This is a genomic window from Bacteroidales bacterium, from assembly GCA_031276035.1.
GTDB lineage: Bacteria > Bacteroidota > Bacteroidia > Bacteroidales > BM520 > RGIG7150.
The window spans coordinates 1-23,811 of the sequence record JAISNV010000025.1 but is presented as its reverse complement, the minus strand read 5'-3'; the positions used below and the strand labels follow the sequence as shown (position 1 = coordinate 23,811).

At 31.6% G+C, this 23,811-nt stretch carries 21 protein-coding genes, 1 other RNA gene and 1 riboswitch; of the genes, 5 read left to right on the top strand and 17 right to left on the bottom strand.

The features are described 5' to 3' along the window. Positions 1 to 18: 18 nt before the first annotated feature. The 6 genes from LBP67_06310 to LBP67_06285 all read right to left on the bottom strand — a co-directional run bounded on the left by LBP67_06310 (position 19) and on the right by LBP67_06285 (position 4,747). Positions 19 to 177: a rubredoxin gene (locus LBP67_06310; GenBank protein ID MDR2084589.1), complete on the bottom strand. Its 159-nt coding sequence runs from the start codon at positions 175 to 177 to the stop codon at positions 19 to 21. 308 nt (positions 178 to 485) lie between these two features. Then, complete coding sequence (gene thiD / locus LBP67_06305) at positions 486 to 1,292, bottom strand: bifunctional hydroxymethylpyrimidine kinase/phosphomethylpyrimidine kinase (protein ID MDR2084588.1); 807 nt, start codon at positions 1,290 to 1,292, stop codon at positions 486 to 488. Positions 1,293 to 1,406: 114 nt separating this feature from the next. Next, positions 1,407 to 2,057 (bottom strand): TenA family protein, encoded by a 651-nt coding sequence (locus LBP67_06300; protein ID MDR2084587.1) that lies wholly within the window; start codon positions 2,055 to 2,057, stop codon positions 1,407 to 1,409. Between the two features lie 103 nt (positions 2,058 to 2,160). Further along, the gene (gene thiE / locus LBP67_06295; GenBank protein MDR2084586.1) at positions 2,161 to 2,787 is read right to left on the bottom strand and encodes a thiamine phosphate synthase; all 627 of its coding nucleotides are present in this window, start codon (positions 2,785 to 2,787) and stop codon (positions 2,161 to 2,163) included. Position 2,788: 1 nt separating this feature from the next. After that, entirely contained in the window at positions 2,789 to 3,583 is a 795-nt protein-coding gene (gene thiM / locus LBP67_06290; GenBank protein MDR2084585.1) for a hydroxyethylthiazole kinase, read from the bottom strand. Between the two features lie 104 nt (positions 3,584 to 3,687). After that, a riboswitch (TPP riboswitch) is annotated at positions 3,688 to 3,785 on the bottom strand. Between the two features lie 500 nt (positions 3,786 to 4,285). After that, a complete protein-coding gene (locus LBP67_06285) occupies positions 4,286 to 4,747 on the bottom strand; it encodes a hypothetical protein (GenBank protein ID MDR2084584.1) in 462 nt (153 codons plus the stop codon). A 269-nt stretch (positions 4,748 to 5,016) separates the two neighbouring features. Here LBP67_06285 and LBP67_06280 point away from each other — a divergent pair, with 269 nt between their 5' ends. Further along, positions 5,017 to 5,334 (top strand): multidrug efflux SMR transporter, encoded by a 318-nt coding sequence (locus tag LBP67_06280; protein MDR2084583.1) that lies wholly within the window; start codon positions 5,017 to 5,019, stop codon positions 5,332 to 5,334. A gap of 62 nt (positions 5,335 to 5,396) precedes the next feature. Here the strand turns inward: LBP67_06280 and LBP67_06275 are convergent, their stop codons facing one another. The 9 genes from LBP67_06275 to LBP67_06235 form a co-directional block, all read right to left on the bottom strand. Further along, positions 5,397 to 6,428, bottom strand: a complete 1,032-nt coding sequence (locus tag LBP67_06275; GenBank protein ID MDR2084582.1) for a DUF3089 domain-containing protein — start codon at positions 6,426 to 6,428, stop codon at positions 5,397 to 5,399. Positions 6,429 to 6,528: 100 nt separating this feature from the next. Continuing rightward, positions 6,529 to 7,857 (bottom strand): TolC family protein, encoded by a 1,329-nt coding sequence (locus LBP67_06270; protein ID MDR2084581.1) that lies wholly within the window; start codon positions 7,855 to 7,857, stop codon positions 6,529 to 6,531. Positions 7,858 to 7,871: 14 nt separating this feature from the next. Next, the gene (locus LBP67_06265) at positions 7,872 to 9,023 is read right to left on the bottom strand and encodes a hypothetical protein (GenBank protein MDR2084580.1); all 1,152 of its coding nucleotides are present in this window, start codon (positions 9,021 to 9,023) and stop codon (positions 7,872 to 7,874) included. Next, a complete protein-coding gene (locus LBP67_06260) occupies positions 9,020 to 12,070 on the bottom strand; it encodes an efflux RND transporter permease subunit (protein ID MDR2084579.1) in 3,051 nt (1,016 codons plus the stop codon). The genes LBP67_06265 and LBP67_06260 overlap by 4 nt, the downstream gene beginning before the upstream one ends. A 6-nt stretch (positions 12,071 to 12,076) precedes the next feature. Continuing rightward, on the bottom strand, positions 12,077 to 13,177 hold the full coding sequence (locus LBP67_06255; protein ID MDR2084578.1) for an efflux RND transporter periplasmic adaptor subunit: 1,101 nt from the start codon (positions 13,175 to 13,177) through the stop codon (positions 12,077 to 12,079). 473 nt (positions 13,178 to 13,650) lie between these two features. Continuing rightward, a complete protein-coding gene (locus tag LBP67_06250; GenBank protein MDR2084577.1) occupies positions 13,651 to 14,400 on the bottom strand; it encodes a copper resistance protein NlpE N-terminal domain-containing protein in 750 nt (249 codons plus the stop codon). Positions 14,401 to 14,644: 244 nt separating this feature from the next. Continuing rightward, entirely contained in the window at positions 14,645 to 16,789 is a 2,145-nt protein-coding gene (locus tag LBP67_06245) for a carbohydrate-binding domain-containing protein (GenBank protein ID MDR2084576.1), read from the bottom strand. Then, on the bottom strand, positions 16,786 to 17,283 hold the full coding sequence (locus LBP67_06240; GenBank protein ID MDR2084575.1) for a T9SS type A sorting domain-containing protein: 498 nt from the start codon (positions 17,281 to 17,283) through the stop codon (positions 16,786 to 16,788). The genes LBP67_06245 and LBP67_06240 overlap by 4 nt, the downstream gene beginning before the upstream one ends. 95 nt (positions 17,284 to 17,378) lie before the next feature. Continuing rightward, the gene (locus LBP67_06235; protein ID MDR2084574.1) at positions 17,379 to 18,188 is read right to left on the bottom strand and encodes a nitroreductase family protein; all 810 of its coding nucleotides are present in this window, start codon (positions 18,186 to 18,188) and stop codon (positions 17,379 to 17,381) included. A gap of 132 nt (positions 18,189 to 18,320) precedes the next feature. Between LBP67_06235 and rnpB the strand changes: the two genes are divergently transcribed. After that, positions 18,321 to 18,674, top strand: an RNA gene (gene rnpB / locus LBP67_06230) — RNase P RNA component class A. 96 nt (positions 18,675 to 18,770) lie between these two features. On the opposite strand, the gene LBP67_06225 is transcribed toward rnpB, so the two are convergent. Continuing rightward, positions 18,771 to 19,901 carry a Smr/MutS family protein gene (locus tag LBP67_06225; GenBank protein ID MDR2084573.1) on the bottom strand — a complete coding sequence of 377 codons (1,131 nt, stop codon included), beginning with the start codon at positions 19,899 to 19,901 and terminating at the stop codon, positions 18,771 to 18,773. Positions 19,902 to 20,068: 167 nt separating this feature from the next. Here LBP67_06225 and LBP67_06220 point away from each other — a divergent pair, with 167 nt between their 5' ends. Both LBP67_06220 and LBP67_06215 read left to right on the top strand, forming a co-directional pair. After that, positions 20,069 to 20,518: a GatB/YqeY domain-containing protein gene (locus tag LBP67_06220; GenBank protein MDR2084572.1), complete on the top strand. Its 450-nt coding sequence runs from the start codon at positions 20,069 to 20,071 to the stop codon at positions 20,516 to 20,518. Positions 20,519 to 20,550: 32 nt separating this feature from the next. Then, on the top strand, positions 20,551 to 21,741 hold the full coding sequence (locus tag LBP67_06215) for an aminopeptidase (protein MDR2084571.1): 1,191 nt from the start codon (positions 20,551 to 20,553) through the stop codon (positions 21,739 to 21,741). A 70-nt stretch (positions 21,742 to 21,811) separates the two neighbouring features. Here LBP67_06215 and LBP67_06210 read toward each other — a convergent pair whose 3' ends face one another. Further along, on the bottom strand, positions 21,812 to 22,774 hold the full coding sequence (locus tag LBP67_06210; protein ID MDR2084570.1) for a glycosyltransferase family 2 protein: 963 nt from the start codon (positions 22,772 to 22,774) through the stop codon (positions 21,812 to 21,814). A gap of 198 nt (positions 22,775 to 22,972) precedes the next feature. Between LBP67_06210 and LBP67_06205 the strand changes: the two genes are divergently transcribed. Next, positions 22,973 to 23,653, top strand: coding sequence for a queuosine precursor transporter (locus LBP67_06205; GenBank protein ID MDR2084569.1), 681 nt, complete (start codon positions 22,973 to 22,975; stop codon positions 23,651 to 23,653). Positions 23,654 to 23,811: the final 158 nt, after the last annotated feature.

The following is a 23,811-nucleotide window of genomic DNA, read 5'->3' as shown; positions in this document are numbered from 1 at the left end:
TACCATACAAATTGATGATTAGATTGGCTTAAAATTACTTTTATCCACGCCACAAACCGGACAAACCCAATCTTCGGGAATATCTTCGAAAGCTGTTCCGGGAGCTATACCACTATCAGGATCGCCTTGTTCCGGATCATAAATATATCCACATACTTCGCATTCATACTTTTTCATAATTCATCTTTTAGTTAATACTTTTGCAAAAATAATAAATTAATTGATAATTAAAGTATGATAATAATTCCCAAATTAAAATGTTAATAACAGAATTCAACTTAGCAAGTACAAATATTATCATACTAAAAATTGATAATAAGCAATTAATATACTCTAAAAAAGGAAAATTCATTTTGTACGAAAACAATAAAAAGATAAAAGAATCAGTAAATAAAAAGTCTATTTCTCAAAAACTCTTTTATTCAAAAATTTCACATAACAAATTTCACTTTCTAAGTTGATTTTTTATCGAATCAATAATTCTTTTATTCCCACCAACTATAAAAATGATGTACCGGACCGTGTCCTTTTCCTAAAGTATATTTCGCACCAGTTTCAATAGCAGAATAAACATAAGCTTTTGCTTTTCCAACGGCACTTTCTAAGTCCAAACCATAAGCAAGAAAAGATGCTAATGCCGATGAAAATGTACAGCCAGTACCATGAGTATTTTTTGTGTAAATGCGTTTTGATCCTAATTTGGTTATTGAATCAGTCTCAGCATTATATAAAACATCTATAAGTATTTTATCATCAAGATGACCGGCTTTTAACAACACCGATACATTTCTATTATTCGATAATTTCATTGCAAATTCAGGAAGTTGATCTTGGTGAGTAATCTTTTCTCCAAGGAGAATTTCAGCTTCTGGAATATTAGGAGTAATAATACGTGCCATATTTAACAACTCGTTTTTTAATGTATCAATTGCTTCATCATTCATCAATTTATGTCCGGAAGTTGAAACCATAACAGGATCTAAAACGATATTCGTAAGATCGTAAGGTTTCAAAGCTTTTTTTACAGCCAACATAACTTCAGAAGAGCTAAGCATCCCTATTTTCACCGCATCAGCACCAATATCAATCATTACCGCATCAATTTGTTGTTCTATAATATCCGGAGGGATAGGCATAAAACTCTCAACACCTAATGTGTTTTGCACCGTAACAGCAGTAATTGCCGACATTCCATAACAACCACAAGCAGACATAGTTTTTATGTCTGCTTGAATGCCAGCCCCACCACCTGAATCACTACCGGCAATTGTTAATACTCTTTTATAGTTCATAATATTTGGTTCAAAGTTTTGATTTCTAAATTAATAAACGAAATAACAAAATAATATTTCGTTTAAAATTATTAAGTAATAAGCTAAATGAAGAAAATTATAATCCATCAATTATTATACTGGCCATTTCTCAAGCCTGTATGCACTATCCCAAAACATCCATTCCATTTTTGTTGCTAAAACAAAAGCTTCTGTCATTTCCTGTTTTTGAACTTCGCTACAATTATCTGCCATTACATTGCATATTTCTATCGCTTTCTGAGTCGATTCTGCAAATGACTCATCAGCATAAGTGTTAATCCAATTTTGATATTTATTGTTTTCGGTTTCTGCTGTATTGTAGATATGTTCACCAACTTTCTGGTAAATCCAAAAGCATGGAAGAACAGCTGCAAGAGAAACCTCAATATGAGGATTATATAAACTACTTACTAAGTAAGAAGTGTATAATTTGCATGTCGGAGTCATTTCCGACTTAGAAGGTACATGTCCGTTAAGAAACGATTCGTGTAAAATTCTTTCTACTGCTACACCATCATTAGCAAACTTCATAAATGCTTCACCATACTCGGGATTTTGCAATTTCAAAGCAATATTCATTAAGGTTCTGCTATAATCATTAAGATATAAAGCATCTTGTATTAAGTAAAATTTAAATCTTTCATCGGATAAAGTTCCTTTAGATAAATCTTTAATAAAAGGTAAATTTAAAATTTCTTCATAAATTTTTTCAACTGCTTGCCAGGTTTTTTCACTCCATTTCATATATAATTTATTTTTTTGTTTAGATCTGATTATGATTTTATGTAATTTCAATATCAGAAAAATTTATTTTTAATTAATTTTTTTGTGTTCTAATTATAACTTTTTATAACTCTTTCATTTTTAACTGAAGTATTCTTGCAGCTTCTTCTATATTCGTTGCCGACATTATAGCTGAGACAACCGCAACTCCGTCTGCTCCCATTTGCATTATCTTTTGAATATTGGTAACGTTAATGTTACCTATTCCAATAACAGGATGTTTAGATATCTCAACAACCTTTTTTACTCCTTCAAAACCGAATTCTATTTTGGTATTTGTTTTAGTATGTGTAGAAAAGACAGGAGATACTGCAATATAATCAACATCTAATTTATTTGCCTCCTCAGCTTCTTCAAAATTTTCTATGGATAATCCGATGACTTTATTGTATCCCAAAATTTTTCTTGCAAGATGATATGGCATATCCGACTGTCCGATATGAACTCCGTCTGCATCCGCTGCAAGGGCAATATCTATTCTATCATTTATTAACAAAGGAACATGATATAAAGATAGGATTTGTTTCAGCTTAATTGCCAAATTCACAAATTCTCTTGTATCACAATCTTTTTCACGTAATTGAACGACTGTAACACCACCTCTAACAGCTTCTTCGACAACCCATTCTAATGGGCGATTCAATGATAACTTTCTATCTGTTACCAGATACAAACTAAGATCTAAATCCATATTATTTTAGATATTGATTGATTTCTTTTTCGGAAAGTAAATATAATTCATCAATAAAATTCATTTGAAGCGATCCTGGTCCCCTAGACTTAGAAAGTGCAATTTCGCCAGCAATACCCATAATTGCCATAGCATTAGCAGCAGCCTGTAAGTAATCTCGGTTAATTGCAGCAAAAGCACCAGTTAAGGCTGAAGCGGAACAACCTAAACCAGTTACTTTAGTCATCATTTCAGTACCATTTGTAACTTCTATAATTTCATTACCATTAGTAATATAATCTGTTTCACCGCTAATAGAAACAATCATATTATATTCATTAGCTAAAGATTTTGCAGCCTCAATAGCACAATCGGAATTAACGGAACTATCAACGCCTTTGGTTTTTATATTGCTATTATTAAGCGCCATAACTTCAGATGCATTCCCACGCAAAATATCTGGTTGACATTCCTTAATTATTTTCAAACAGACGTCTGTTCTATAAGGTGTAGCTCCAGCTCCAACAGGATCCAATATAATTGGAATATTTTTTAATTTTGCAGCTTTTCCGGCGATTAACATTCCATTAACCCACTCATCATTCAAAGTACCAATGTTGATAACCAAAGCGGATACAATGGCAACCATATCTTCCATCTCATTAGTGGCATGCGCCATTATAGGCGAAGCTCCAATTGCCAAAAGAGCATTTGCAGTGTTATTCATCACAACATAATTAGTAATGTTGTGAACCAAAGGAGAAGACTTTCTAAGTTGATTTAAATTGTTAATCAGAATTTCTTTGTTTACTTTCATAGGATAAAAATTTAATTAATAATATAGATAAATTTAATCCCAACAATTAATACAGTCAATAAAAAAACCGCTTCCACAAAGAAACGGTTTATTAAATAAGTGTTTTTCAACTCTTACCGTTTCCCTACGCTGTAATTAAACATGTCAGGTTCATGGGGTATTTTCTCAGCACAACAATCTGTCGGCACCCCCAACAGTGATTGCAAAGGTAATTAATAATTAATAATTAACAGTTAATAATTATCTTTTTTTATTTTATAATAGTCAAAACATGCTTGCAACAGGTTTTGAATCACATATTACTTTAAATAATTGCGATCACTTTCTAAGTTGATTTTTTTTCAATCATCAGCATCTATTTACAAACTTACTAAAAATTCCTATTTTATTAAATTGGAATTCTTAAATATATGATAATTAATTCTCATATCTTCTCCATGATATTCCAAATAAAAAAATATACAACGTAAACACCCTGAACTTTAAATCTCTGTCCTTCTACGTAAATTACAGACCACATCAATTACAAAATAAGTACATATCATCCTTATCGTAATTATAAAAATTCATAGTTGACAATATCGGTAGTTGTTATCTAATTTTTATCAAAGTCGTAATGACAATTGAATATTTTATACTGCAATTAAATGATAAATAAACAAATATAAATAGCAAATAATCTTTGTGTATATATTCCTAGTATTATCCTTCTATGAGTCTAAATCTTACTCTCCATCGATTATTTTCAAAATCATGTGAAGTAATCATAAATATTCCGATTTCCGAAGTATTATTAACATGTGCACCTACACAAGCACAAATATCATAATCGCCTATCATTACAATCCGAACTTTATCAGTTATATTTTCTGGCAATTTTGTTAGATCAACAATATCTTTTGCTTCATCAAAAGATACATATTTCACAATTACAATAAGATTTTGAGAAATAATCTCATTAACCTTTTTCTCTATTAGTTTTATTTGTTCATCGGAAGGTACACTTTCTAAGTTATAATCGCATTTCGATTTTTTACGTTCAATGTGAGCATTTCTCGATCTTTCGCAACCGAACATTCGTACCATAGTTTGATTTAAAATATGTTCTGCCGTATGCATCGGCGGATATTCTTGCTTATTATGTTCTGAAACTATATTATTCATTTTTCCACGCAAAAATAATTATTTAATTAATATTTGAAGATTAGTAATTGACAATTATTCGAGTATGTTAAGCAAAAATAATATTTTTTAATTGTTGATTTTTCATTATTTATACCTTTTACGATTATGAAATTATAATATGGAATTTATTTTGGACTTAGAAAGTAAAATACATATCGAATTCTCTATCTTACCTAAAAATTATCATCAGTCATCAACCGCTTCTTAATTAAATAGAATTATCTTTGCACAAAATTTTTGATTTTATTATGCATTGGTTTTTATTAATCTTAGGTGGTTTTTTTGAAATGGGTTGGGCAATCGGACTGAAATTATCTCAAACTATGCAGGTGAAGTTCTGGGGAATATTAATGGCTGTATGTTCAATGGCCTTAAGTGTTACTTTACTGTATTTTGCTCAAAAAGAAATTCCAATAGGCACAGCATATATTGTTTGGGCCGGAATAGGTGCTGTATCTACACTGACAATAGGAATACTATTCTTTGGAGAATCTGCAGCATTCTGGAGATTATTTTTTGCCGCCATGATATTAGTAGGAGTAATCGGAATAAAAATGCAATCATAAAAATTTCGAAAATCTTAAATTAAAGATATTTCATAAATTATATTAGTCTTCCTTCTGTATAATTAATTACTCATTTGTAATTTTCTAACACGACATTCCATATTTTGTTTTAAGTTTTCGGAGTAGAGCCAGGAATCCATAAAATGTAAATTGCCTAACGGAAATGATTCCTTGAATTCCTCTTGAAAACATTGATAAGGATCTATATCTGGACAAATCAGATAATTATCCTGAATATATACTCCGGTTATATTTGGGGTTATTATATATTTTTGTTGTTTTTTATTATACATCGAATAACCTAAATGAAGTTCACGCGGTGCAAATGTTGTGTCTGTAGTCCAAATCAACGGGTTAATACATATGTCGTTTTTAGGCATCGTCATGCTTCTTGCATTAATATTTGTAAGAGAATTGAAAAGAATGACACAATTCAAGTCACAACTGTCCTTTGCCGGAATAAGTCGATTTTCAAAATTCTTAATTTCATCATTTGATAAAGAGTAACCTATGGTGTAAGCGGCAACCATTCTTTCAAATTCATCATCTTCAATACCATATTTTAAAAGTTCGATTAACATGCTTGAACCCTGACTATGTCCGAGAAGAAAATACGGCCTGCCATTATTGAGATTTTCCATATAATATCTGAAAGCATCCAAAATATCCTGTACGGCAATTTTTCGGTACTCCTGAAAAACTTCTTTGTTTAAACCATAAGTATTAAATGAAATCTGACGATAGAAAGGAGCAAAGAAATTATATTTATCACCGGCGTAAACATTATTATTGTAATTTTGATTGGAAAACGCAGCATCGCGAATCTCTTTCTTTGAAATATCAGCTAAATAGATTTCATTTCCATTTTCATCTTTTTCATCAAAGATAACTGTTGGATAAACATAGAAAATATCAATTTTTTTATCAAACTCTTGATTAATATCTCCAAACCAAAATTCTTTCAGCGCATAATCAGGTTTTTCAGGAACATTGAGTTTCTTTTTTACTGCTGAATTGTTGCAAGCCGATAATATAATTACAACAAGCAATAGTGATATTAATTTCGATTTTCTATTAATTATTTTGGTAAACATAATAACATGCATTTGATTTTAAAGATTTATTTTTTATTTATGAATGGATTTAAGAATTGTTCTATTAGTGAAAAATTTACTTCCGCTTTAAATTATATCCTTAAAAACTTTTTTCAATAATACTTCCACTCAGCAAGTGTAAAGATATTTCACAAATTTTTATGTTATAAACAGCTGTAAGTAACCGTTCTTCAGACTCTAAGAGACCAAGCTGAGCTTCTCTTAATTCTATTCCCGAAAGTTCGCGCAACCTGTATCTTTCCATAGCAATTTCAAAGTTACTGCTTGCAACAATCTGATTGCGCCTTTCAAGTTCCCAGAGACGGATATTATTTGTATATGCGAGCCAAAGATTTGCCAAATCAGTTTTTAATGAAGAAATATATTGCTCCGCCATTAGTTCACTGTTTTCAATCATGATACGTGCATTTTGCTGTTCACGTCGCCTATTCATTCCATCAAAAATATTTATACCTGCCGTTACTCCAAAATTTAATCCGAACTGATTTTGCATTGTTGTATTACTGTTTTGATACCAATATTGATTGTAACCATAACCGATATTCATTTTTAAATAAGGGTAATTTCTGCTACGTACATTTTTATAATCAAGTTCGGAAATCGTTTTATTCTGAATAGCCATCAACAAGGATGTGTTATTCTTTAAAGTTTTCCGCCAAATTTCTTCCTTAATAAGTGTAGAATCAAAAACTATAATCGTATCGGCACTACAAAACATATCATCATCTTCATCAAAAGCTAAAAGACTATTGAGCCTTATTCTGATTCTCTGAACTTCTTCTTCTTGAGAAATCAATGCAGAGTAATCTGCGTTATAATCTACTTGAGCTTGCTGATAATCTAATCCTGAAGCTGCTCCAATAATAAAACTTGCTTCAACAATATTTAACCTATCAAGCGAAAGTTCGAGTGACATTTGAAGATTATTTAATTGAAGTATTTGTCGGACTAAATTATAATATTCAGCTAAAAATGAGGCGATAAAGTCTTCAATCATTAGGCGAGCATTAAACTCTCCTTTCATTTGCAATTCTTTTAATTTCGCATAATTAGTCTGGAGATTAAATCCTTCAAAAATTGTCCATCCGAGATTAATTCCCGCGCTAATATTATTATTTAAAGTATTCATATATGAATCTCGCGGATTATTTAAATAATCCGTATTAGTATTATTAAGGCTTCCTGCGTATGACCCGTTAAGATCAATAGTTGGTAATTGGCCGGCATTTCCGCGAGTTGCGTTGTTTTCGGCAATTTTCAATTCATTTCTAACAAGCCGAATATCAAAATTTCTTTCCAGCCCCATTTCCAAACCCTGTTGGAGCGTATAGGTATTTTGTGTAAAAGAAATGAATGAAATACCAAAAGAAACGATAAGCAAAATTACTATTTTAGCAAATGATTTCATAATCATATAATTAATTATCTATAAAACAATTGTTTTCTCCGATATTCCGGAGTGGTTACGTATTTATTAAGAAATTTTTTTTGCTCTAAAATATTGTTCTTCATGTCAATAATAAATTTTTTAAGATCACTTACAGAAGACATAATATTTTTATCATCGCTCTGAATATTATCCAAAATTAATTCAGCGTTAACACAATGATTCTTAGAAGAATTTATAATTTTTATTAAATCTTCATCATTAATATTTTGAAATTGTTTATTTCTGTAATCAATAAAAATATTTAGGTTATTTGCTGCTTTATTAATTTCTTCGACAGCCTTATTATAATAATTAGTAATATTTACAGTCTCATAATGAAGAATTTCATTGTCTATGATAGTTAGTTCTTCAATAATCATTGAGTTAACAATACCATTACCTTCTACCCTACGATATCTTGCTTTTAAAATTTCTATATTATCTTTATTCTTGTAAAATTCGATTGTATCATTATAATTGAAAAATCTCTTGGAGTCTTTTCCAACGAGATAAATATCATTATAAAATTCCTGATTTGTAATAGGATAAAAAGACAGCTGCCAAAGCGGGTCATAAGGCATATGAGTTTTAATCATATCACCAGGATCTATCGAAAAATATTTATAATTAGCATCTTTAAAGAATTTATCATTCATAATATATCCTGCTCCCCATGTTGCATCAAACACTTTCCAAGTTGAATCAATTCTGCAAATATTCCACGCATGAGGCAAATTCATAATAGTATCATTCTGTTTAGTATATCCGAAAACTATATAAGATTCTATTTCCGATTTTTTTGCCAGAGTATCAAAAAGAAGAGAATAATGCATGCACACACCCTTCTTATTTTTCAGAACATCAGAAAGAACTTTTTCCATATCGTCAAAAAAGATATCTTCCCTTAAATTTTTAATATCATAAGAAATATTATATGTAATCCAAGTATAAATAGCATTTAATTTCTCTGAATCAGTTTCGAAATTTTCTTCAATGTACTTAGAAAGTGAATTTACGGATTGTGTTTTCTCATCTGGAATGCTCAAAATAATACTCTTATTTTCAAGAGCATTATTTTGTCCGAACGATAGTACAGCAAAACAAAGTAATACGAATGTCATTAATATTTTCCTTAACGAAATCATATAGAATATTTTTCTTCTTTTAGTTTTTTTCTTTCGATATTTGTTGATATATAGCTATAAACTGCAGGAACTATATATAAGGTAAGTAATGTAGAAAATAATAATCCGCCAACGACGGCTATACCCATTGCAATTCTGCCGTTTGCACCCTCGCCATGTGCGAATACAAGCGGGAGCAATCCTAAAATGGTTGAAATACTTGTCATTAATATCGGTCTTAATCTTTGTACGGAAGCCGAAATGAGAGCGTCATATTTGCTCAAACCTGCATGTTGCCGTTGATTAGCAAACTCAACAATAAGAATTCCGTTTTTAGCAACCAAACCAATAAGCATAATTATACCGATCTGACTAAAAATGTTCATTGTAACATTAAACCAATCCATAAACATCAAAGCACCAGCAACAGCAAGCGGAACTGTAATCATAACGATTATCGGATCTTTAAAACTTTCAAATTGGGCGGCTAACACAAGAAATATTAATACTAATGCAAGTACCAAAGCGAACATTAAACTTGAAGAACTTTCTCTGAATTCTTTAGATTCACCGCTGAGGGCCGTTCTAAAAGAGTCATCAAGAACTTTTGCCGCAATTCTATCCATTTCATCAAGTCCGTCTCCAAGCGTATAACCCGAAGCCAAACCAGAAGAAACAGTTGCAGAAACAAATCTGTTATATCTGTATAATTGAGGTGGTGCAACATCTTCTCTAAAAGAAACCAAATTATCAAGAGAAATCATAAAACCTTTATCATTCTTCACATATAAAGACTTTAAATCTAAAAGAGTATTTCTTTGCTGTCTGTTAATTTCCGCTAATATTTGATATTGTTTTCCATTCATATAGAAATATCCCATACGTTGACCGCTAAGCGCATATTGAAGTGTTTGAGCAATATTCAAAGTACTTACACCTAAAGAAGTAGCCTTATCTCTATTAACTTCAATACGTGTTTCAGGTTTATTGAATTTTAAATTGACATCCGCCATTCTAAAAACCGGACTTTGATTTACTTCTTCCATAAATGAAGGAAGATATTCCTGCAATTTATCCAGTGAGGTTGCTTGGAGAACGTAGCTCACTGGCATTCCGGCGCGCGCACCGCCAAAAGTTGATTGCTGTTGTACAAACGCTCTGGCTTGTGTTTGCGGAATAATCGCCGTTGTTAATGCTTCGGCTATTTCCATCTGACTTCTTTCTCTTTCATCGATATCGGGAAGAAGCACATTAATAAATCCGCCGCCTGTCCATGAACGCGAAACTATTGCCGTATTTTCGTACGCAACTTCATCCGCAATCAAAGCAATTTGGTCGGAATAATCTCTTAAATATTCGAAAGTAACACCTTCCTGTCCGCTGACACGCACTGTAATTACCGATCTGTCTTCCAAAGGAGCCAACTCGGAAGGTATTTTTCCCCACAAAAACACAATCAAAAAACCAAGAACAAGAACAACAGGTATTGTAAGCCATTTGTGTTTTATGAAAGAAATTAATGTTCTTTCATAAAAATTGGTTAGGCTAACAAACATCGGTTCTGTTTTTCTATAAAGCCAATTTTTTTTGTCGCGTCGTTTAAGCATCTTAGTAGCAAGCATCGGAGCGAAAGTTAATGCGGCAATTGAGGATATAGCAACAGAACCTGCTATCACAATACTGAACTCCTTAAATAATCGTCCCGTCATTCCTTGCATAAATACAATCGGCAGAAATACTGCAATGAGAGTAACAGTTGTAGAGACAACGGCAAAGAAAATTTCTTTTGAACCTTCTATTCCGGCTGCTTTCGGCGACATTCCTTTTTCAATTCGAACATAAATATTTTCGGTTACAACAATGGCGTCATCAACAACAAGTCCGACCGAAAGTACAATCGCAAGCATTGTTAAAACATTTATTGTGAAACCGGCAACAAACATCACGAAGAAAGCACCAACAAGAGAAATCGGAATAACAATAACAGGAATTAATGTTACACGTACATCACGTAAGAAAAAGAAAATAATAAATACAACTAATAGGAAAGCTATAAAAAGCGTTTCAACTACCTCATTAATAGATGCTCTTATAAAACGAGTATTATCATATTGAACATCTACCAGAACATCTTCAGGAATATCCTTTTTCAATTGGTCTATTCTCCTGTAAACTTCATCTGCTATTTCTATGTGATTTGCACCCGGTTGAGGGATTACTACGGCATTAACCATGGGAACACCATTTTTTCTAAGTGCGCTTCGCATATCTTCAGGTGCGAGTTCGGCAAATCCTACATCGCTGAAACGAACAATCTGATCGCCATTTTGTTTAATAATAAGATCATTAAATTCTTGAGCGGTTTGCATCAAACCCATAGTTCTGATTGACAGTTCTATTGTGTTTCCTTCAATACTGCCGGATGGTAATTCAACATTTTCCTTGTCTATGGCATTTTTAATATCCATCGGAGTAACGCCATAACCTGCCATTTTAGTAGGATCAAGCCAAAGTCGCATCGAATATCTTTTCTCTCCCCAAATTTCAACTCCACTTACATTGGGAATCGTCTGCAATCTTTCTTTAACAGTTAAATCGGCAATTTCACTTACTTCCATCAACGAACGAGAGTAACTCTGTACGCTTACCTGAATAATAGGATTAGCGTCGGCATCGGCTTTTGATACAGTCGGCGGATCACAATCACGCGGTAAATATCTTTGTGCTATAGAGACTTTATCTCGAACATCATTGGCTGCCGTTTCAAGATCAACACTCAATTCAAATTCAATAGATATTCTGCTTCTTCCTTGAGTACTTGTACTTGACAAAGAACGAATACCTGCAATTCCATTGATGTTTTGTTCGAGAGGTTCTGTAATTTGGTTGAGGATAACTTCGGCATTAGCGCCGGCATAATTTGTAGTTACGGTAATAATCGGATTATCAACACTAGGATATTCTCTTACACCAAGGAAGTTGTAGCTTATAATACCGAAAAGGACAATTATAAGCATTAAAACAGTTGCAAGTACCGGCCTTTTTATACTAAGTTCAGAAATGTTCATAACTGATTAATTAGATAAATTATTGATAACCACTTTTGTTCCTGTTCTAAGTTGCATAACTCCGGAAACTATCAGGGTATCCCCTACCGACAACCCGCTAAGCGCTTGCACTCTTGCTTCTGTTCTTATTCCGGTTATAATTTCAACAGATTGAGCTATACCGTCTTTATAAAGATAAACGAGATTTCTTCCCATTTCGGGAATAATAGCTTCGCTCGGAACAGAAAGTGCGTTGGGAATCTCTTTTCGAGTTATTTCCACAGATGTAAATCTACCCGGAATTAATTGCATAGACGGGTTATTATACAATGCTCTTACTTGTAACGTTCTGGTTTCTATATCAATTTTTGATTCCACAGCATAAACTTCAGCATCATAACCGCGCATAATTCCATTATTATCTTCTAATCTAAATTTTATTTTTGTTCCTTTCTTAATCTCATTTGCATAACTTTCGGGGACAGCAAAATCAATCTTTAATGTTGAAATATTAGTTAGCTGAGCTATTTTTGTTGAAGTAGTAACAAAGGCTCCTTCACTAATTTCACGTAAACCTATTATACCATCAAAAGGAGCATAAAGAGCTGTTTGCTCAATATTAGCCTTCACCAAATCAATATCAGCTCTCAATTTTTCCAGCTCAGTAACAACGGATTCATAAGCTTCTTGGCTGACAGCATTTTTAGCTAATAATGTTTCTTGCCTGTATACCCTATCTTGAGCCAACGGCAACTGTGCTTCTAGTTTTTTTAGTTGAGCTAATAAAGGTTTATCATTAATCTTTGCTAAAAGTGTTCCCCGTTTAATAAATTCTCCTTCGTTGAAGAAAATATCAACAATCTTTCCGGATGTTTCAAAGGTTAAATCCACTTGTTCCGAGGGTAGAATATTACCGGTAGTAATTGTTCTATCAGTCATAGGATGATAATTAACAATTTCCACATTTACATTAAGAATTCTTTGAGATATGCTGCTTCCTAAAGGCGGCGAAGGAATCTCACTATTATCTTTGTTAACAAAATATCTCTTAATATAAGGTAATGCAATAATAATTGCTATAAATATTAAAACAACTACAATTAGTATCCAACGTTTTCTTTTAGACATATAGGTTATTATAAAATATTTTTGCGAAAGTAATGATTTTTGTGTAAATAATATTGTTAATCATAACGAAGTTCCCATATTTTTTTCAGCAACAAAGACGAAGAAGACTATAAAAGAGAGTTTATAAGGAAGGATAAGTAAGAAGGAAGGATAAAAATCTTCTTCGCCTGTTGCCTATTTTTTACTCGACAAAAGTTGGTATCTCGTTATTGTAATTATCTTGTTAATCAAAGAACATTTAGAAATTTCAAAACACAAGCATATTGCTATTTTTATATAAAAATATATATTAATATGTTTTCAATAAACTTTACAATAAAACTCCACTTTGTAAAATCTGGGCCCAAAGGTAACAATACTTTTGGATTTCACTCAAATAAAATTGTACAAATTGCCAACATTAACAAATATTAACAATTTGCACAAGTATCTAAAAATGAATTAATCAAAACAAATCTTATATCGATAAAAGTTTATTCCTTAATCAGAATAAACTCCGCTAAATTTGAATTATTTCCAGAATAAAGCGTTAGTACTTCATTATCAATAGAATATCTTACCGCATTGCTAAACATATTAAAGAATTCAGTTTCAACATCCATCATATCAATACAAGCCATCAAAGTTGAAGCAACTCTTGAAAAAAATATTTTATTTCCACTACGTATATCGGTACTTCCAAAAAAGGAATTACAAATACCAACTCCATTAATATTATATTGTGAATTAATGATGAAATATGGTTGTTTCAAAAATTCATTATCAATTTCAATTTTCCTTCCGTTTAACTCTTTCAACATCCATTTTTTATTTAAAAGATTCGAAACTTTCTCCAATGAATAATCTAAATTTGAATCTGTTATTTCTTTACCATTCATATCTAGCTGAATTAGTTTATTTTCTTTAACAATATACTTATTAGGAAAAGAAGGCTTTTCGTCAAAATTAAGTTCTATTTGATTTCCTTTTTTATTCCATATAAACGAACCTTTATACGTATAAGTATCCGACTCTTTCCCTAAATATTTAATTGTCATAGCATACATATTATTATTATCAAGTTCGATAGTAGTTTGAATTCCGCTGCAATCGGCACAAGGTAATATATTAGTGTAAGTTCCTGTCCACTCGACAGTATTTTTAACTGAATGAGTAGAATTATTTCCGCAAGATGCAATTAGCATTACAACTACAGATAGTAGTGTTAGTTTTAATGTTTTCATATTTACTTAATTTTAATTATTCGGCAAATATATAAAAATATTACAATATATATTTTTCCCAAAAAAAATATTATTTACATATTTTCAAACATAAAGATATTTACTTAAAATAAAAATTTATGGAATACTTAGAACATTTATCAAAAGAAGAATAAACAACGAAAAAACAAGAATGCCCTCAATATGTCAAGCATACGAGAGCATTCCAAAAATTTAAAAACATGAAACCTATTTATTATTCTTATTAATTTATAGTAGTAAGCATAGAATTTACGTTGAATGTTTTTGTTTGTCCACCAGAATATGTACCTCCGATTATATAGCCGTTAACATTAGTTCCTCCGGTGATAGTACCGCCGTAATGTAATGTATAATTATTTCCTGTCACAATTTCAGAATCGCTGAATAAAATTACAGATTGGTTTCCACCGCCCGGGCCGCCGCCAATTCCGGTGTATGTCGGAATTTCTAACATTAAAATTACATCTCCCGATGGATTAGATATACAAATATAATCGCCAGAGGCACCTGATCTGTAAATAATTGTACGTTGAGTACTTACATTAGCTGTCGGATTAGAAGTTGAGCCACCCGTACCAATAATAGTACCACCGGTAATTTTGAAAATACTATTATCGCAATCAAAACCGGCTTCAGGAGCTCTTGTTCCGTTTGAAAAGACAAATCCTCCTGAAATTGTAAGAGTTCCGTTACTATCTATTCCGTCGTTTCCCCTTGCCAAACAAAAAACATTACCATTTGTAATCTCTATATGATCGGAAGCATTAATGCTATCATCGAAAGTTTCAATATGTATTTCACCACCATTAATAATTAATGTTGCTTTACTTTCCAAGCCTTCGCCTCCTTCATCTTCTTGTGTACATGAAATTGTAATTATTCCACTATTCACTGTTAAATTCCCGTCGCTTTTTATAGCTTTCGGATTAGCATAATCGGCATCATCACCGTATCCCGAGACATAAAAACGTTCTCCGGTTGTAGTAACATTCAAAATTAAATTTTCATTATTAGCATCAAGTATGCCGATAACCAAATCTGCATCAGCAGAAATACCTTTGCCACCCAAACCACTGCTATGACAAATAATTGTTCCTCCGAAAATATTAATATTATTATCTGCGGTTATACAAGTACATGCAAAAGAATCCAAGTTACCGTCTTCGTCGGTATAAATATCACCGTCGCCGGTTGTTGAAATATTAATTACTCCGCTGTTAATAATAATATTGCCATCAGCAGAAAGTCCTTTACCACCATTACAAGTTTCTAAAGCTTGAATATTAATATTCGCATTGGTTATTTCAATATTGCCACTCACTTTTACTGCGGTACAATATGAAGGATCAAAACCGTTGCCGGATTCTTCAAGCACAGTTGTTCCCGATGTAGTAATGTTTATATTGCCGCCATAAAAATATGCATTTTGTTTTGAACTGAAACCTTTAGATTGTGCTCCTTCTATTGTTAATATAAACTCGCCGCCATTAACAGTTAAATCGTTATCTGTTTTTATACCTTTAACGTCATTTGCAGTTGAATTGATTGTTATATTTCCATCGTTAATTAGTATTACTCCGCTGCCTGCATCAATTCCATCGCCTGAAGCAGTAATATTAAGTGTTCCGTTGTACATCACAAATCCTTCGGAATGAAAGCCGTCGGAAGCTGCTTGCAAAATGGTAATTATTCCATTTTCAACCTTAATATTTCCGCCGGAATAAATAGCATGTTTTTTAACTGCAGAAACCTCTAGTTCACCGTTGCCGGTAAACTCCAAAGAATTACTACATAATAATACTCCGTTAGCAGAACTTCCGGAACCAGACGATAAATAGTTATTACCTTCTAACTGAATTTTAACATTGTCGGCTGTAACATTAATTACTGAACCGTTAGGATTTATGACAGAAACATTAGATAATGTAAGAATTATTGATTCGTGGCTATTTACAGTTAACGAACCATCATTTGTTAAGCCCGAAACATGATATTCAATATTCGCAATTCCGCTTTGCGCTTCAGCAACAACATGAAATTCTGTAACATCAATTGAAATTCCTTGATTTTCATACGGATTAATTATCGTCACACCATAATCATTATATATAATGTATATAATTTCATCTGGATTAATTATTTCATCAGAAAAAGTAATACTGTCAATTGAAGATATAGGAATACTTACCGGACTTCCTGAACCAAGATTAAAAATTGAAATGTTGTTTTGAAACTTTACACTATCAATATCAGAAATATTAGATTCGAAAATAGTATTACCATTATTGTGAATTAATATATTTTCTTGTGTAAATACATATCTACTTACAAAAAGCAACAGCAATGCTAAGAATATATTCTTCATCATAACTTACTTAATTTTAAAGTTTGATCATTAACTTTTATAAAATACATTCCAGTTTTTAAGAACGATAAATCAATTTTATTATCGCTAAAATATTTTCCTTCTAATAAAACTTTTCCGTTTATAGAGTAAACCGTAACTTGTAGTTTCTCATTAATATTAATACTCTTAATATTAACATAATCTTGTACAGGATTCGGATATATTATATAAAAATCTGAATCAGAAGTATTCAAATCTGAAATTCCGGCATAATTTGCAACTAAAATTTTTCTAATATCGGATAGGTATATATCCCTTACGGTTGCCGAATTATCAAGAATAAAAAGTTTATCAACATCAAAATATAACTTACCGTCTTCATTTACGATAAATATTTCTTCTATTCCTGAATTATAAACTACAGTCAATTCCGTTTGTTGTGCCGAGACTTGAGATAGTCCGATAAGCATTATCAAACAAGAGAGTATAATATACCTTAGATTTTTCTTTCTCATATTTAAAAAAATTCAACCAAAAGTAAATACTTCTTATAAACTGAAAAAGGAAAAATCGACAAACGAATAAAATTATTCGACAAACAGAGTTTACATTATTCGGATATCCAAGAAATGACGTATTTCATCTTTTCTTTTTGAGGAATTTCATTTTTAGGGAGTATTTCAAATTTTCCACCAATCTTCAATTCTTTACATGTTTCATTGAAATGGCATAAAGCGATTCCCATATCATTTTCAGAAAACATTCCCGAATTTGAATTATAAAAATGAAGTTCATTATCCTTAAGTATAATTCGCCAAGGTTGACTATTGCTCGCCGATGGTGCAAGCCGAACCATTTCAAGCGGAGTGAAATATTTCCTTGAAGTTTTTTCAGTCAATGGTGTTTGAAAATCATTTTCAAAAAAGAGAGTTTCAAAAGGTTTTCGATTTGCACTGTTTGCTCCAGACCTCATTAGTTTTTCAATAAAAGATCTTTTATCAGCAGGATATCCTACAGGCGAAACAATAGAAAGTTTTTCACTTTCATTTATATTTATTTCCTTTTTGAAATCACTTCTTTTAAGTGTTCCGCCTAGCCAACAAGTTCCTAATCCTAAAGATGTACAAAACAAAACGACTTGCTCAAACATGTATCCAGAATTTTCTTTTGCCAGAACTCCATCCTCATAAACTAATAACAGATAGTCATTAGCTCCTGAAATAACACCATAAGTACCTAACTTTATTGATTTATTGCCACCCAATTGTTTAGATACAAGCTCAATACGTGCTTTCCCGCCGAGCGGTTGTTCTAAATTATTAACATATTGAAGAATACGGTTTTTATCATTTTCTTTCAATGGTTCACCCTTGTAGGTCCTTATGGAAGTACGTTTTTTAATATTTTCGATTATAGACATAGTTTATATTGATTTAATGTTGTGCAAAAATAAGTATTTTAATATAATAATGAAATTAATTAAAATACTCGATATAATATTATTTATATTAAAAGCATTCCCCATTTTTAATTTCTTCGTACCTTTGCAACGAAAACGGCTTGTTCTATCGCTGCGGCTGGTGCCGGAGAGGAAAGTCGGGACAACATAGAGCGCCATACTTCCTAACGGGAAGGGTTCGTGAAAGCGAATACAGATAGTGCCACAGAAAATAACCGCCGGCAACGGTAAGGGTGAAAACGTGAGGTAAGAGCTCACGCGGCAGTGTGGCAACATGCTGTTGGGGTAAACCTTATGGGTTGAAATGCCAAATATACCGGAGTTCTAATTTCAGATAAGAGTTGCTCGCTCGATTCCGGGGGGTAGGCAGATTGAGGTGTAAGGCGACTTACATCCTAGATTAATGATAGGACGCGACAGAATCCCGCTTATAGAGCCGTCAAAAAAAAATGCCGAAAAGTTTTCGGCATTTTTTTTTTATAAATTTTAAAACTTCAACATCACAATCTATAACAAATTTTATATCTTATAATTCATATCTAATCAACTCTCAATCAATTCAACAACAATTGCACCGTAACCATATTTTTTAAAAGGAGCATCATAATAGGATAAATCTTCATACTGGTCATTTAATAACTTGATTATAGCTTCCCTGAGAACACCATTTCCAATACCATGTATAAAAACGATTTCCCGATAATGATTTGTTAATCCGCTTTCGAGAGCAGCTAAAAAATACTCTTTTTGAATAGTTAATATTTCAGCATTTTTTAATGTAGAATAATCGTCGCGCAAAGCAGAAACATGCAAATCAACTTCCGCTTTTCCTTTATCAATTTTATGCCTGTCGATTAATTGTGTCGGAATAACCGGAGCAGATTGCTTTGCTTTTTCTTCACTGATTAAAACATCCTTATTCTTCTCATCTTTAGGGACATTGATTTTTTCATGATAAAATAAATCGTTAAGCATTATCATAAAAGCTTTTTCATAGATAATGTTTGAAGTTCGATAATTTTCGATAATATCAAAATATGAAGGTTTTAAATTAATTTCCGTATGAATCGGATTTGGAACCTGCTTAGTTTGCGAAGTAACGAAGAGCGCTTGAAAGATTCCTTTCATCCAACGATTTAAATCTTCGCGTTTTCCTACTCCCAAATCATATTTTGAAAATGGTTGAACTTGTAATATGCCGGAACTAGAGTAATCTTTCAACGAACTTTTCAGATAGAAATTAAATATTACCGTATATTCAGTGTAATTTAAAATTGAAATAGAAAGCTCGCCTTTTATGAGTTCATCCTGATTCTTAGGGATAAAAGCAAGTATAATTCCTTTATCAATAAATTCTCCATCCGGATTATCAATTAATTTTCTTTCTTTAGCTTCCTTTTCCTCAATATCTTTTTTTCTTTTTTCAATTTCCTGATGAAGTTGATAATCTTCGGATCGTGCTTTCCTCTCATTAACCGGAACATTAAAATCTTCATCAAAATATCTTTCCAGACTATTTTGCGGATTAATTAAAATCAGTTCCTTCTCCATAATAGGATATTCGAAACCATCTTCAACCGCTACTTTGACCATTCCATTTGCAAGAACCTTTGTAACGTACCCACCACCAACTTTATTTAAAAATTTTACTTTATCTCCTACTTGAAATTTCATAGTTTATTTTGAATTTAATTGCAAAGATAAGGAAAATGCACGAAAGACATTATAATACGAAAAAATAGACATTCTATCTATTTATCAATTTTTTCACTCTTAATTTTATAATTTTTAATTTTTCAACTCTTAACAATTTATTATCTTTGCAATAAAAATTTTGCTTTATGACATTAGAAGATAAAATAAATGCCGAAATTAAGCAAGCTATGCTTGCAAAAGATACCGACAAGCTTACGGCTTTAAGAGCTATTAAAGCTGCAATATTATTATTAAAAACCGACAAAAGCGGAAATGCAGTTACTCCTGAAGTGGAGATCAGTTTATTACAAAGATTGATTAAACAAAGAAAAGAAGCTGCCGATATTTATAAATCACAAAATAGAGATGATTTATATAATGAGGAAATGAATCAAGTTTCTGTTATTGAAACTTTTTTACCCGAACAAATATCTGAAGACGAAGTAAAGCAAATTATCAAAAGAATTATTTCTGAAAGCGGAGCTACGAGTATAAAAGAAATGGGAAAAGTAATAGGATTAGCTTCTAAGGAATTAGCAGGTAAAACGGAAAATAAAACTATTGCAAATATTGTAAAAGAATTACTAAACAATTAAGTCATAACAAATTAAATTAATTAATCTAAAACATGAAAAAATTTTTATTATCAATTTCATGTGCAATTTTATTATTAAACTTTTCATTTGCACAAGAACCCGAAAAACAACAGGAAGAAGCTTATATTTTTGAAATGATTAAAGAAGTTCCGGTAACGTCCGTGAAAGACCAACACAGATCCAGTACATGCTGGTCGTATTCGGCATTAGGATTTTTGGAAGCGGAACTACTCAGAACTACAGGCAAAGAATATGATTTATCGGAAGGTTTTATTGTTTACAAAACATATCAAGGAAAAGCCGACAAATATGTTCGTTATCACGGAACATGTAATTATAGTCCGGGCGGGTTATTTCATGATATTTCTTGGACTTGGGAAAAATACGGTTTAATGCCTGAAAGTGCATATACTGGATTAGTTAATCCGGACACTCTTTTCATTCACGGTGAACTTATGTCTATAACAAAGGGTTTACTTGACGGAGTTATAAAAAATTCAAACAGAAAATTATCGGATAATTGGAGAAATGCATATGATGGTGTATTAAATGCATATTTCGCAGCGCCTCCTCAGGAATTTATTTACGAAGGTATTAAATATACTCCTGAATCATTTGCAAAATCTCTTAAAATAAATTTAGAGGATTATGTTAATATTACATCATGGACACACCATCCTTTTTACACTCAATTTGTTTTTGAATTACCTGACAATTGGTTGAACGGCAGTATTTATAATGTTCAGTTGGATGAAATGGTTCGCATGATCGACAATGCTTTAGAAAACGGATATACTGTTGCTTGGGCGGCCGATGTTAGCGACAAAGGCTTTTCCTGGAAAAACGGTGTTGCAATTATGCCGGACAGAGTAATCGAATCTACCTCCGGTTCTGATGCGGAACATTGGACAGGCAGTACCAAAACTCCTGATTTATATGCTTTCGACGGCAAAGTTATTGAAAAAGATGTCGATCAAGAAACTCGTCAACAAGGTTTCGATGATTGGACAACTACAGATGATCACGGAATGGTTTTATGCGGAATTTATAAAGATCAAAGAGGAAATAAATTCTATAAAGTTAAAAATTCATGGGGAACAAAATCTGGAAAATACGATGGATATTTCTATGTTTCCGTTCCTTATGTAAAAATGAATACTATTTCAATAATGGTCAACAAAAATTCAGTACCAAAAGATATCAGAAAGAAATTAGATATATAACAGGGAAAGATTCCTTAATAAAAAAGAGGTAATTATATTAATGATTACCTCTTTTTTTATATAATAATTTTTATTCAATTTCCGAATTATTACTTTCAATATTGATTGTATTACCAATGCTATAAATAGGTCTTCTCTTAATTTCATCAAACATATAACCAATATATTGGCCGATGAGTCCTGTAATAAAAAGTTGAATTCCTGCAAAAGCACTTAAAAAAACTATTAAAGTAGTATATCCCGGTATAGTTTTATGCATGCTCCACATTATTATAGAATAAATAAGAAGTACAAGACTCAATACTAAAAATATTATTCCTGCTACAATCCCCAATTGCAAGGGCATTTTAGAAAATGAAGATACGGCTGTAAAAGAAAGTCGCAATAATTTCAAAAAATTATATTTACTTTTTCCTGCTTTACGCTCTTCCGCAACAAATTCAATATTTGTTTTATTAAATCCGACAATTTGAATTATACCTCTTAAAAATCTCGTTCGCTCTCTATATTGAGTTCTAAGAATATTGGCAACTTTTTTCGATATCAAAAAGAAATCCGAAGCATTTTCTTCAAATCTAACAGAAGCCATATTATTTAATAATTTATAAAAGATTTTTGAAGTTATTTTTTTTAATAATCCTCCATCTTTTCTTTCTAATCTAACCATATTAATAATATCGTAACCTTCATTCGCTTTACTCAACATCTCAGCTATTAAACGAGGTGGGTGCTGTAAATCGGAATCCATACAAATTACATAATTTCCTGTACAATAATCTATTCCTGCAATCATAGCAGCCTCATGTCCGAAATTTCTGGAAAAATCAATTACTTTCAATTTTTTATCACTATCGGATAGTTTTTTTAAAATATCAATGCTACTATCAATACTTCCGTCATTTACAAAAATAATCTCATAAGTAATTTTCAAATTTTCTATTTCCGATTTAAGAATAGTATAGAACTCATTAAGAATTTCTTCTTCGTTATAAACGGAAACTACTACTGATAATTCAGGTATAACTGATGTCATAGAAATAAATATTATCCACAAAGATAGATAAAATAATTTAAAAATTAATTGTATAAGTATTCCTATATAAATAGCTCGGCAATAGTATTAGGGTATTATTCCGCTTAATGATTTTATCATTAATAATATTCATAATTTTTAAATTTTCACTACTTTTGCAAATCAGTGTACTTGAAAACCACTTAAAAAACAAGATTTATGAAAGAAAAAGTTTCTGTACCCTATATGATAATGGGTATTATTTTTAATGTTTGTTTAATAACAGCTAACCTTCTAGAAACAAAATTAATACAAGTGGGTCCGCTTTCAATAACGGCAGGTTTACTTGTATTCCCTATTTCTTATATAATCAATGATTGTATTACCGAAATATGGGGATTTAAAAAAGCTCGTCTTATTATTTGGACAGGATTTATAATGAATTTTTTTGTTGCTGCAATGGGACAAATTGCAACATTTATTCCGGCGGCAACTTATTGGGAAGGCGGCGAACATTTTAATTATATTTTCGGATTAGTACCTAGAATTACAATTGCAAGTTTATTGGCATTCATCTGCGGTTCGTTTGTTAACTCATATATAATGAGTCGAATGAAAATAAAAAGTAAAGGTAAACGCTTCTCATTAAGAGCAATTGTATCTACAATCTTCGGGGAAACTATAGACTCTATTATCTTTTTTCCGATAGCATTTATTGGACTAATTCGTTTTTCCGATTTAATAAATCTAATATTGATTCAAATCGCCTTGAAATCTTTATATGAAATATTAATTCTTCCGCTAACTATTAGAGTAATAAAATATATAAAGAAAATTGACGGGAGCGATGTATATGATGATGGAATATCATACAATCCGTTAAAAATAAAGGATCTATAATTTAAAAAATAAAATATTCCTGATTTTTTTACAATAACTTTTGACCCATAACAGCTTTATTTGGATACAAAAAAATAGCCCGGAACGTCTAACATCCCGGGCTATATAAAAAAGTGGCAACTACCTACTCTCCCACTATCGCAGTACCATCGGCGCAG

Coding starts and splice junctions, on each gene's coding strand:
- LBP67_06310 (MDR2084589.1), bottom strand. CDS start 177: ATGAAAAAGTATGAATGCGAAGTATGTGGATATATTTATGATCCGGAA.
- thiD (MDR2084588.1), bottom strand. CDS start 1,292: ATGAACTATAAAAGAGTATTAACAATTGCCGGTAGTGATTCAGGTGGT.
- LBP67_06300 (MDR2084587.1), bottom strand. CDS start 2,057: ATGAAATGGAGTGAAAAAACCTGGCAAGCAGTTGAAAAAATTTATGAA.
- thiE (MDR2084586.1), bottom strand. CDS start 2,787: ATGGATTTAGATCTTAGTTTGTATCTGGTAACAGATAGAAAGTTATCA.
- thiM (MDR2084585.1), bottom strand. CDS start 3,583: ATGAAAGTAAACAAAGAAATTCTGATTAACAATTTAAATCAACTTAGA.
- LBP67_06285 (MDR2084584.1), bottom strand. CDS start 4,747: ATGAATAATATAGTTTCAGAACATAATAAGCAAGAATATCCGCCGATG.
- LBP67_06280 (MDR2084583.1), top strand. CDS start 5,017: ATGCATTGGTTTTTATTAATCTTAGGTGGTTTTTTTGAAATGGGTTGG.
- LBP67_06275 (MDR2084582.1), bottom strand. CDS start 6,428: ATGTTTACCAAAATAATTAATAGAAAATCGAAATTAATATCACTATTG.
- LBP67_06270 (MDR2084581.1), bottom strand. CDS start 7,857: ATGAAATCATTTGCTAAAATAGTAATTTTGCTTATCGTTTCTTTTGGT.
- LBP67_06265 (MDR2084580.1), bottom strand. CDS start 9,023: ATGATTTCGTTAAGGAAAATATTAATGACATTCGTATTACTTTGTTTT.
- LBP67_06260 (MDR2084579.1), bottom strand. CDS start 12,070: ATGAACATTTCTGAACTTAGTATAAAAAGGCCGGTACTTGCAACTGTT.
- LBP67_06255 (MDR2084578.1), bottom strand. CDS start 13,177: ATGTCTAAAAGAAAACGTTGGATACTAATTGTAGTTGTTTTAATATTT.
- LBP67_06250 (MDR2084577.1), bottom strand. CDS start 14,400: ATGAAAACATTAAAACTAACACTACTATCTGTAGTTGTAATGCTAATT.
- LBP67_06245 (MDR2084576.1), bottom strand. CDS start 16,789: ATGATGAAGAATATATTCTTAGCATTGCTGTTGCTTTTTGTAAGTAGA.
- LBP67_06240 (MDR2084575.1), bottom strand. CDS start 17,283: ATGAGAAAGAAAAATCTAAGGTATATTATACTCTCTTGTTTGATAATG.
- LBP67_06235 (MDR2084574.1), bottom strand. CDS start 18,188: ATGTCTATAATCGAAAATATTAAAAAACGTACTTCCATAAGGACCTAC.
- LBP67_06225 (MDR2084573.1), bottom strand. CDS start 19,901: ATGAAATTTCAAGTAGGAGATAAAGTAAAATTTTTAAATAAAGTTGGT.
- LBP67_06220 (MDR2084572.1), top strand. CDS start 20,069: ATGACATTAGAAGATAAAATAAATGCCGAAATTAAGCAAGCTATGCTT.
- LBP67_06215 (MDR2084571.1), top strand. CDS start 20,551: ATGAAAAAATTTTTATTATCAATTTCATGTGCAATTTTATTATTAAAC.
- LBP67_06210 (MDR2084570.1), bottom strand. CDS start 22,774: ATGACATCAGTTATACCTGAATTATCAGTAGTAGTTTCCGTTTATAAC.
- LBP67_06205 (MDR2084569.1), top strand. CDS start 22,973: ATGAAAGAAAAAGTTTCTGTACCCTATATGATAATGGGTATTATTTTT.